Genomic DNA, 6,794 nt, shown 5'->3' with positions numbered 1-6,794 from the left:
AACATCACCCGCAGCCGCCTCGGACGTCTCGTCCGACAAGGCTTCCTCACCCAACCCGGACGAGGCCGCTACCAGAAACGGACTTAACGTCCACTGACACCGCTCACGCTCAGCGCGGCCGAGCAGAAGGGGAGCGGATTTGCGGCCTCGGTCGGCTGCGCCGACCCGTCCACCGCGGCAGCCTGTCTGCGCGCCGTACCCACCACCGAGCTCATCCGCGGCACCGGGCAGGGTGCCGTGTCCTTGTGGGAACCGAACACCGGACCGCAGGTCCTCCCGCGCCCTCCTCGCACGGCGTGGGCCGAGAAACGGGTGAACGCGGTCCCGACGCTGAGCGGCAGCACCCACGACGAATACCGCTACTTCACCGCCCTGTACGTGGATCTGCTCGGCGGCGGTCCGCTGACACCCGACTCGTACGCCGCACTGATCGGGCTCCAGCACGGCGACCGGGCCGCCGCGGTCCTCGGCACGTACCCCGCCTCAGCCTATCCGTCCGCCAACCTCGCCTATTCCGCCGTGGCCACCGACCAGCGGTTCGCCTGCCCGGCACGGGCCGACAGCCGCCTGTACAGCGGCCGGGTGCCCGTCTACGCCTACGAGTTCCACGACCCCCAGGCGCCGCCGTTCATCCCGGCACCGCACACCCCGCAGGGTGCGTTCCACGCCTCCGAACTGGCCTACCTCTTCCCCATGGACTCCGTGCCGCCCCTGACGGCTGCCCAGCGGCGGCTGTCCGCCACGATGGCCGCCTACTGGGCCCGGTTCGCGGCCACCGGCGACCCCAACGGGCCCGGCACCCCCGCCTGGCCGCGTTACACCCCCGACAGGGACCGCATCCAGGTGCTGGCGCCGGACAGCGTCGCCCCCACCACGGATTTCGTGACGGACCATCACTGCGCTTTCTGGCAGCAGTCCCCCGCCCTCCGAGGAACCGTGCGATGACATCGACGTTCGCCCTGGTCCGGGACGGGCGCCTCGCTGTGCGGCAGGGCCCGGCCGCCCTGGCACGCCGGCAGCAGGAACGCCTGGCCGCGATGGTCCACTTCGCCCGCAGCCGCTCCCCGTACTACCGCGAGCTGTACCGGACGCTGCCTGAACGCGTGGAGGACCCGACCCTGCTGCCGGTGACGCGCAAGGAGACCTTGATGGCCCGCTTCGACGACTGGGTCACCGACCCGGAGGTGACCCTCGACCGCGTACGGGACTTCATCGCCGACCCCGCCCGGGTCGGCGAGCCCTTCCTTGGCAAGTACCTGGTCTCCACCACCTCCGGAACCACCGGTCACCGCGGTGTCTTTCTGCTCGACGACCGCGCGGCGGCGGTGATCAGGGCACTGTCGCTGCGGGCCGCCCGCCGCACCCTCACCCCGTCCCGGACCGCGCGGATGCTCCTTCACCGGATGCGGTCGGCGCACGTCGTCGCCACCAGCGGCCATCTGGCCGCTCACGCCGTCATCGCCCGCTCGCGTACGGCCGGCCGCCTGCACGCCCGGCACAGCCGCGTCCTGTCCGTGCACAGCCCACTGCCCGAACTGGTGGACCAGCTCAACCGGTACCGCCCGGTGCTCCTGGCCGGCTACGCCAGCGTCATCGCGCTGCTCGCCGGCGAGCAACTGGCCGGCCGCCTGCGCATCGCCCCGGCCGTGGTGTCCCTGGTGGCCGAGGGCCTCGGGGACCGTGAGCACCGTCGCGTCCGCTCCGCCTTCGGGGCGCATGTCGTCAACACCTACGCCTGCAACGAGAGCCTCGCCCTGGGCTACAGCTGCCCGCTCGGGTGGCTGCACACCCACAGCGACTGGCTGATCCTGGAGCCCGTCGACTCCGACCACCGTCCCGTCCCGCCCGGCCAGGAATCGTTCACCGTGCTGCTGACCTGCCTGGGCCGATGGGCGCAGCCGATCCTGCGCTACGACCTGGGCGACAGTGTCCTGTGGCGTCCGGACCCCTGTCCGTGCGGAGATCCGCTGCCCGCGGTCAAGGTCCGTGGTCGCGCCGCCGACCTGCTGTCCTTCCCGCGCCGGGACGGCGGGAGCGTCCGTATCGTGCCCGTGGCTTTCGAGACCCTCCTGGAGAGCCTTCCGGACATCGACCTGTTCCAGATCGTGCAGACGACTTCCACCACCCTGCGGGTGCGTATCCGGCCGGCTGCCGGAGCCGATCAGGACCGATTGTGGACGGCGGTGCGGACGGGGCTGGCCGCCCTGCTCACCGACCACCAGACGGACCAGGTGCGGATCGAGCGGGCCCATGAACCGCCTGAGCAGTCCCCGGGCGGCAAGTACCGAGTGGTCATTCCGTGCCCGTGACACCGCGTGAAGGATCCTCAGGCCGCACGCCGTGCGGGGGAACGCCGTGGTGCGCCGCCAGCGCCAGCAACGCAACGCGCAGCGGCCCGGTCTCCAGGGCGGCGGCCGGTTCGAACCAGCGTGCAACGGCGGTTCCGCTCGCCACCCTGAGCGTGAAGCGCGCCAGTTCGTCCGACACCTCCGGACGGTCACGCAGGCCGAAGACGGCGCTCACCGAGTCCTTGGCCCAGGCCAACAGCGCGTCGCGGTAGTGGTGCACCTCGGCCACGGCCGCCGCACTGGCATCCTGCTGCACCATGCCCAGCCCGAGCAGCAGCTTCAGACCGTGCGGATGGCGCTGGAACGCGTCCTTGACCTCGTCGAGGAAGGTGTCCAGACGCTGCGCGATGTCGGCACCCGGCACCTCGACCGGGGGCAGGGCCGCCAGCAGAGCGGTCCTGGCGCGCTGCAGCACCGCGACGTAGATCCCGTCCTTGCTGCCGAAGTGCCAGTAGAGGGAACTGACCGGCAGGCCGCACGCGGCGGAGATCATCGAGATGGACGTCGCGGTGTAGCCGTGCTGCGACATCAGGTCGCCGGCGGTGTCGAGAATCGCGTCGCGGGACCGCGTGCCGCGGTGCTGGGCCGGTGCCTGCGTCATACTGCCGACTCTAGAGGAGCACCGGCCCCGGGCGCCCTGGGAAAGGGAACGCCGGGGCGGCGGGGCCGGTTGTCCCGGGGACGTCTTCGTCCCGTGACTGCTGACTATTTGGTTCGCAGCATGAGGGCGTGGCGAGTGCGCTCGCCGTAGACGCCGGTTTCGTCGCCGCGGATGCCGTACCACTCCTGGAATCTGGCCACGGCCGCCCGGACCTCCATGCCGTAGCGGCCATCGATCGCGCCGCCGTCGTAGATTTTCGGTACCTGGAGCAGACGTACCTGCAACTCGTACACTCCATGGCCGCTGTCGCCCTGGCGCAGCACGCCCGTGCCCGGGATCTCGGGGAGCGAGGGAGCGGGGGTGTCGGGCAGTGGCCGGTCCGGTTGCCCGGAGGGCGGAGAGGGAGCCGCCGGTGGGGCGTTGTCGTTGACCAGCAGCCAAGAGGCGAGGACCAGTCCGCTCACGGCGCCCGCCCCGAAGGCTCCGGCGACACGAGTGGCTCGCCGAGCGGTGAAACGCCGCCATCCGCGACTTCTGTTTCTCGCACGCGCGCGGGCCAGTGGTGTCGGCGAGTCGGGGGCGGGTCGAGGAGTTGGTCCGAGGGCGCGACCGGGCGCTGGGGGGTCACCGGCAGGGTGGTCTCCGGGGGCGGGCCGGTACTGCGGTACGCGCCCTCCTGCGGTGCGGCCCGGGGCAGGAAGACCAACGGCGGCGCGGCATGCGCCGGACCTGCGCCACTCGCCATCCGCGGCTTTCCCAGCGACGGGGGAGGAACAGGTTCCAGACGCGCGCCACGCAACCACAGCGGCTCCACCGCGACATGCTGCGGGGTATTGGCTCCGTATACGCCACCGGTCCGCCGCGGCTCCACGGCAGCGGGCGCCACAACACGCGTGCGACGACCCGGATCCACGCCTTCGAGTCCCTCACCCCGCCCGACCGGCTGTGTCCGTCGGGGCAGGGGCGGCGGCGCCGGGCTCACGGACGGGGACGAGGGCGGGGAAGTGAAGCCGGATCTCCCGTCCGGACGGCTGCGCTGCGACCAGGGCGGGGGCGCGTCCCCGGCCCTCCCCTCATGCTCGTCGGACGCATAGAGGTCGGCGCGTGCGGCGTCCAAGGCGTCCAGCACGGCTTGAAAGGAGTCTCGTATCTCCTGCCCGATATTCGGAGTCGAATCAGGCGCTCGCTGCGGCTCGGTGTCATTGAGTCCCACCGGCTGTCCTCCTCAACCGACGACTGGATGACCTGTCGAAGCCGACCAGCGCGTCCTTCGTGAGCGGTTGGGTACCAAATCCTCAGTTGTGATCGCGAGGCCGGCACCCTTGCGGCAGTCGGCCGCACGGGGGTCGGCCGCACGGGGGTCGGCCTTCACTGTCACGTTGTGAGGCGATACGCATCCCGTGCGGCCTTGTCTCATCCCCGGTTCCGCGCTGTAGCCCATGTCTCATTGCATTGTCCTGACGCTGCTGGACCTCTACCTGTTGCGCATCACCGCCCGCGTACCGGGCGCGCGGCACCACTGAGCCTTTTCAGAGCGGCCACTGATCGGGTGACGGGCTGGCGTCCCACAACGCACGAGGCTCCTGTGCCGTTGAGAGAGGTGTTCGACGTCTCAACTCATCAGCGCAGGAGCCTCGTTGGTTCCCTATCCTGCCGCACTCGACCTGCCACACGCCCTGGTCGAATGGGTATCCATACTTATCGTCACCCGTGAGGGTGACCGCCGTTGCAAGCTCCCGCCCCACCAGCGTGCCCTCGTCGGCCTGGTCTATCTTCGCCGCCACGACACGCTCACGCAGATCGCTGCCGGCTTCGGCATATCCGTCGGCACCGCCCACGCCTACGTCAAGGCCGTCGTCGAGCACCTGTCCCGAAGGGCGCCCGGTCTCCTGCGTGTCCTGCGCGAGACCGATCCTGACCACGTCCTGCTCGACGGGACGCTCGCCGAGTGCGACCGCGTCGGCGACAGCCGGGCCGATTTCTCGCAGAAGCACCGCCGTCACGGCGTGAACGTACAGGTCGTCGCCGATCCCTCGGGCAAGCTGCTGTGGATCTCGCCCGCGCTGCCCGGCCGCAGCCATGACCTGACCGCGGCCCGCACCCACCGCATCATCCGGATCTGCGAACGCCAGGGCGTCCCCGTCCTCGCCGACCGCGCCTACATCGGCGCCGGCCCCTGGGTGACCACACCGATCAGACGGCTTCCCGGCCGGGACCTCACCACGACCCAGCAGACGATCAACCGGACCCTGTCAGCGGCGCGAGCACCGGTCGAACGAAGCATCGCAAGGCTGAAGTCCTGGCGAATCTTCCGCCGAGCCCGCTGCAGCCCCAACCGCATGACCGTCATCGCCGCAGCCATCCTCACCCTGGAGCGTCAACGCTGAAAAGGCTCAGTGAACGGGGCCTCAACTAGCCAGCTGAGTAGTGACGTTGGAGTCACAGGGCAGTCCATGCAGGTCAGTCATATGATGATCAGTGTGATCATCCGTCGTTCTCTTGGCACCGGCCCGAGGCGCCGGCGCAGAGCATCCGCGCCGCCCAGGCCGACCTTCTCGACGCACTGCCCGGCGTCCGCCTTCCCGATCTTGACCAGCTGCGTGACCGTGGAGTGCTCGGAAGGCGCCCCACAGCGCCTCCGAGCCCGCGCCGCGTTCTCGGAGGCGCCGGTTGTGCGGACGAGAAGTCGGCAGGTTCTTCGAGCTGATCGGCGGGTTCCCTAGACGGGTCGCACGTCCGGCCCCTCAGGACTCGGCCTTCGTAGGCGGCTTCGAATCTCGACCCTGCTGGTCCTATGCCACTTGTGTAGGCGGTCGTGACCGCTCTCAATCATGCTGTGCGAGAGCAGTGCCGCCTCGGGCCCTCGTCCAGCTGCCCTGGTCGTCAGCCAGACGGGCCAGGGCGCGCAGCAGGAGATCCTCTCAGCGGTACCAGTCTTCACCGGCGTTCTCGAGAGCGTTGCGCAGGTACGTCTCCAGTCCGGACGCCACCCAGTTGCGGCTGTCGTTCTCGTGGTCCCATACGAACACATCGTCCCGCTCAGGTGAGCGGGGGAAGGCGAATTGGTCACCGCCGCCGTTGTCGCCGAAGAACATCAGAGGATCGAATGGCATGTATAGATCTCGGAATGGTTCGTTCGTTCGGAATTGATGGTTGTTATCGCGGATCTGAGCGGTGGTCCAGACGACGTCGGTTCCATCCGCGTCCATGACGCCGTTCGACTCGAGAAGCAGGTCACGCAGAGGTCCGGGCAGTGGCTGGCCGAGGGCTTCTTCCAGTTCGCGTAGTTCTTCGGGGGTGGTCGGATCCTGCAGTTCGGCTCCGTCGTACTGCTCTACGAGCTCACGCCACACTCTTCCTCCAAGGAAATCGCACACATCGGCTTATCGGATTCTGGGGCTGAACCAGTTTCCCAGCCTATCGTCAACCTTTGTCGCATGATCGAGCACCTCTTGGCGAGTGGGGTTGGGGTGGGATTCGTAGAATCTGTTCCACTCGACCCGTATCTCGCTCAGGTGCACCCTGCTATTGATATCTCCCTTCGGGATCCCGCGTAGATTCTCCAATGAGTGGATTTCCTCAGGCTTGAACAAGCCCGGATACCTGTTGAGAACCTGCTGTTCGATCGCATGATGCACGACAACTTTGCCCTTCAGCTCGGGGTGTTCAGCGAAGAAGGTCTTCTTGTATGAGAACTTCTCCGCAGTTCCTACGCTGGCCTCGCCGCGTACGGGAAGCTCTTTACCCAGGACTGAGCCTTTTCCAACCTCAGGCTGCCGCGTGATGTAGGACGAGGACGGCTTGGACGATCGCGGTGATGCGGTTGGTGCTGCAGCGGAGCTTCC

The 6,794-nt window shown here is 68.6% G+C and carries 7 protein-coding genes; 3 read left to right on the top strand and 4 right to left on the bottom strand.

Annotation, left to right across the window (positions count from 1 at the left end; all coding sequences use genetic code 11):
• Window positions 1-93: 93 nt before the first annotated feature.
• Together ACIQ7Q_RS34810 and ACIQ7Q_RS34805 are read left to right on the top strand one after the other, a co-directional pair.
• Window positions 94-945: a carboxylesterase family protein gene (locus ACIQ7Q_RS34810; RefSeq protein ID WP_403871445.1), complete on the top strand. Its 852-nt coding sequence runs from the start codon at window positions 94-96 to the stop codon at window positions 943-945.
• On the top strand, window positions 942-2,309 hold the full coding sequence (locus tag ACIQ7Q_RS34805) for a phenylacetate--CoA ligase family protein (protein WP_403871442.1): 1,368 nt from the start codon (window positions 942-944) through the stop codon (window positions 2,307-2,309). The genes ACIQ7Q_RS34810 and ACIQ7Q_RS34805 overlap by 4 nt, the downstream gene beginning before the upstream one ends.
• Here the strand turns inward: ACIQ7Q_RS34805 and ACIQ7Q_RS34800 are convergent.
• Window positions 2,293-2,949 (bottom strand): TetR/AcrR family transcriptional regulator, encoded by a 657-nt coding sequence (locus tag ACIQ7Q_RS34800; protein WP_403871439.1) that lies wholly within the window; start codon window positions 2,947-2,949, stop codon window positions 2,293-2,295. The two genes, ACIQ7Q_RS34805 and ACIQ7Q_RS34800, sit on opposite strands and share 17 nt — an antisense overlap.
• Before the next feature lie 104 nt (window positions 2,950-3,053).
• Window positions 3,054-3,413, bottom strand: a complete 360-nt coding sequence (locus tag ACIQ7Q_RS34795; RefSeq protein ID WP_403871436.1) for a peptidoglycan-binding protein — start codon at window positions 3,411-3,413, stop codon at window positions 3,054-3,056.
• A 1,173-nt stretch (window positions 3,414-4,586) separates the two neighbouring features.
• On the opposite strand from ACIQ7Q_RS34795, the gene ACIQ7Q_RS34790 reads away from it, so the two are divergent.
• Window positions 4,587-5,336 (top strand): transposase family protein, encoded by a 750-nt coding sequence (locus tag ACIQ7Q_RS34790; RefSeq protein ID WP_403871433.1) that lies wholly within the window; start codon window positions 4,587-4,589, stop codon window positions 5,334-5,336.
• 534 nt (window positions 5,337-5,870) lie between these two features.
• Here the strand turns inward: ACIQ7Q_RS34790 and ACIQ7Q_RS34785 are convergent.
• Both ACIQ7Q_RS34785 and ACIQ7Q_RS34780 read right to left on the bottom strand, forming a co-directional pair.
• Window positions 5,871-6,302, bottom strand: a complete 432-nt coding sequence (locus ACIQ7Q_RS34785) for an SMI1/KNR4 family protein (RefSeq protein WP_403871432.1) — start codon at window positions 6,300-6,302, stop codon at window positions 5,871-5,873.
• 30 nt (window positions 6,303-6,332) lie between these two features.
• Window positions 6,333-6,794 (bottom strand): hypothetical protein (locus ACIQ7Q_RS34780; protein WP_403871429.1); only part of this gene is annotated, 462 nt, incomplete at its 5' end.

Source organism: Streptomyces sp. NPDC096176 (genome assembly GCF_044763255.1).
Taxonomy (GTDB): Bacteria; Actinomycetota; Actinomycetes; order Streptomycetales; family Streptomycetaceae; genus Streptomyces.
This window is presented reverse-complemented; position numbering and strand designations above follow the sequence as displayed.

Excerpts from the sequence above, each read along its gene's own strand:
- ACIQ7Q_RS34800 (WP_403871439.1), bottom strand. The coding sequence starts at position 2,949 with ATGACGCAGGCACCGGCCCAGCACCGCGGCACGCGGTCCCGCGACGCG.
- ACIQ7Q_RS34805 (WP_403871442.1), top strand. The coding sequence starts at position 942 with ATGACATCGACGTTCGCCCTGGTCCGGGACGGGCGCCTCGCTGTGCGG.